Genomic DNA, 2,534 nt, shown 5'->3' with positions numbered 1-2,534 from the left:
TACTTTTTAAATTATTCTCAGGTATTTGAAATCGAATTTACCAGACGGTTTTAAATAACCTTAGAGTGGTTTATATTAACACTTGGTGTTTAAACATTATTATGTAATACTTTACCTCTGCGCTTTGCTGATTGGCATTTCAGGCAAAGCCTCAGCTCAATTTATTGAAATTGATAGCCTAAAAACGCTTTTGAAAACCGAACTATCAGATTCTCAGCGGGTAAGAATTACCTATATTCTGAGTAGAGAGTTGGTTTATGTTGACGATGATGAGGCTATGAAGTTTGCCAAATTATCAGAGAAGCTGGCTAAAGAACTGGATAGTGAGGCTGATATTGCATATTCCTATCGTATTCAATCTTCCATATATGCTGCCCAAGGGCTTTTTACATTGTCTACAGAATTGGGTGTTAAAGCAAGTCGAATTTTTGAAAAACTTGGTGACATGGAAGGACTTGCCAATAATCACATCACCACAGGAAACTTATATCGTCTCCAAGGCTTGCATGCCAAATCAGCAGAACATCATCAGTTATCACATAATTATTTTAAAAAAAACGGGCCCGAGCATAGGTATTCAATCACTTGCCTGAATTATGGCGAGGCTTTATACCATCTGGATAGTTTAAATAAAGCGAAAGAACTCCTAAATACATCAATCGCGATAAATAGTAGAATCGGAAACGAACTGGCACAGACCTTTTCCTATAAGGCAATGGGGCGGGTTTATATGAAAGAAGAGAATTATGACTCAGCTAAATATTACTTATCACAAGCCATAAATATTTCTGATAAACTGGGTTCAAATGCTCAAAAGCAGGCAACATTAGAATCATTTATTAATTTGGCTAAGATATATGAAGAAGAAAATAATCATGAAGAAGAATTAAAGCTACTGGTAAGAAGTCTGAAATTCGCAGAAAATAATAGCCTTGCCAAAGAACTTTCAGAGATTTATTTCAGGTTGGTAGAGCTTTACCTGAGTGCAAAAAACTATGAGTTAGCTGAGGATTATATGAGCAAGTACCGCAAGCTAACTGACTCTATGAAATTAGCCTCAAGGTCGGATATGGAAGGTCTAATTGATGCGGCTTACAATTCGTTACGCACGAATCTTCAAAATGAATATTTGCTAAAAGAAAAGGATATTTCTGAAGCGGTTATTGCCTATCAAAAGAAACTGATTTTTACCATTGGTTTTTTGGCTTTAATTGCTGCTGCATCAGTGATTTTTGTTTTGGTGAGTTTTAAGAAGTTAAAAAAATCAAATACCCAATTAGAACTGCAAAAAGAGCAGATAAAAAACAAGTCTGAAGAATTAGAAGAACTCAATGCTACAAAAGATAAAATGTTTTCCATTGTATCCCATGATATGCGAAGTCCACTTCACTCCTTACTAGCTTTTTCAGATTTAGTAGCTAAACATTATGATCACATGTCAAAAGAGGAAGTAGCTAAAATGATTGGGCAGTTAAAAACCAACGTAGATGCAACCCTAAAAATGACAGAGAATTTAATTGAATGGGCAAAATTGCAGATGCAGCAAGTTAAAACAGAGCCAGTAGTTTTCAATTTAAATGAGTTGGCAGATGAATTGGTTGGTGTTTTTAAAAATGTTGCAGATCAGAAGCATATTAAACTTGATTTTGATGCATCTGAACCAATGCTGGTTAAGGCTGATAAAGATCAAGTCACTATTATTATTAGAAACTTGATTAATAATGCAATCAAATACACAAACAATCAAGGTAAAGTTACATTACGAGCCAGTCAATCAGATCAAGAGGTATTTCTTGTTGTAAAAGACACTGGCGAAGGCATGTCTGATGAATTACTGCATGGTTTATTTGAACTACACAAAACGTCACGTGTTGGTACAGCCGGGGAAAAAGGAACCGGGTTAGGGTTAATACTGTGCTGTGAATACGCTTCGAAAAACAATATTAAAATTGAAGTACAAAGCGAGGAAAACGTGGGAACCACATTTACTCTTACAATTCCTAAAGCTTAATCAGTTTCCCTTATTAAGTAATTGGTTTTATTGATTGTGAAACCAAGAATTAGTGAATCATAATCAAGAGCTTTGCAGCCATAAAAATGAGACTATGAGACTACCTTTGATAAAGCATATTGTAGAGTTTGTTGATACCCATGATGAAGATTGGGTGGTAGAAACGATTGAACTATTAGAAAACCTAGCCGAAGCACCTGGTATAAAGGATGAAGAATTGGAGGTGGTAGGTGAATTACTTTCTAACCTTTACGGGGCATTAGAAGTGAGCAAAGACATAAAAGGTGGAACTGATAAAAAAGAAGCCCTGAATGGTTTTATGAAAAGGGTAATGGGGTCTATCAATTAGCAATTGACAATGTGCAATTAAAAATTGGCTGTATCTAATTATGTATTGTTAATAGAAAATTATTCGTTGGACTAAGCGTACGGGTCATTTAACCATTGCCAGAATCTCTTCAATGGATTTTTTGTAGTGAGCTTTGTGCGCTGGGGTTTTGAAGGAGAATAAGACTCCTTTTTC

Annotated in this window: 2 protein-coding genes; both read left to right on the top strand. The window is 35.3% G+C overall.

Annotated elements, in window-relative coordinates; all coding sequences use genetic code 11:
- Positions 1 to 85 precede the first annotated feature (85 nt).
- Complete coding sequence (locus RLO81_RS07185) at positions 86 to 2,011, top strand: ATP-binding protein (protein ID WP_350109316.1); 1,926 nt, start codon at positions 86 to 88, stop codon at positions 2,009 to 2,011.
- Between the two features lie 94 nt (positions 2,012 to 2,105).
- On the top strand, positions 2,106 to 2,360 hold the full coding sequence (locus RLO81_RS07180; RefSeq protein ID WP_350109313.1) for a DUF6952 family protein: 255 nt from the start codon (positions 2,106 to 2,108) through the stop codon (positions 2,358 to 2,360).
- Positions 2,361 to 2,534: the final 174 nt, after the last annotated feature.

Origin of the sequence: Fulvivirga sp. (assembly GCF_040220315.1) — a bacterium.
Taxonomy (GTDB): Bacteria; Bacteroidota; Bacteroidia; order Cytophagales; family Cyclobacteriaceae; genus Fulvivirga.
This window is presented reverse-complemented; position numbering and strand designations above follow the sequence as displayed.

Bases quoted from the DNA above. Each gene is read 5' to 3' on its own strand.
- RLO81_RS07180 (WP_350109313.1), top strand. From the start codon at position 2,106: ATGAGACTACCTTTGATAAAGCATATTGTAGAGTTTGTTGATACCCAT.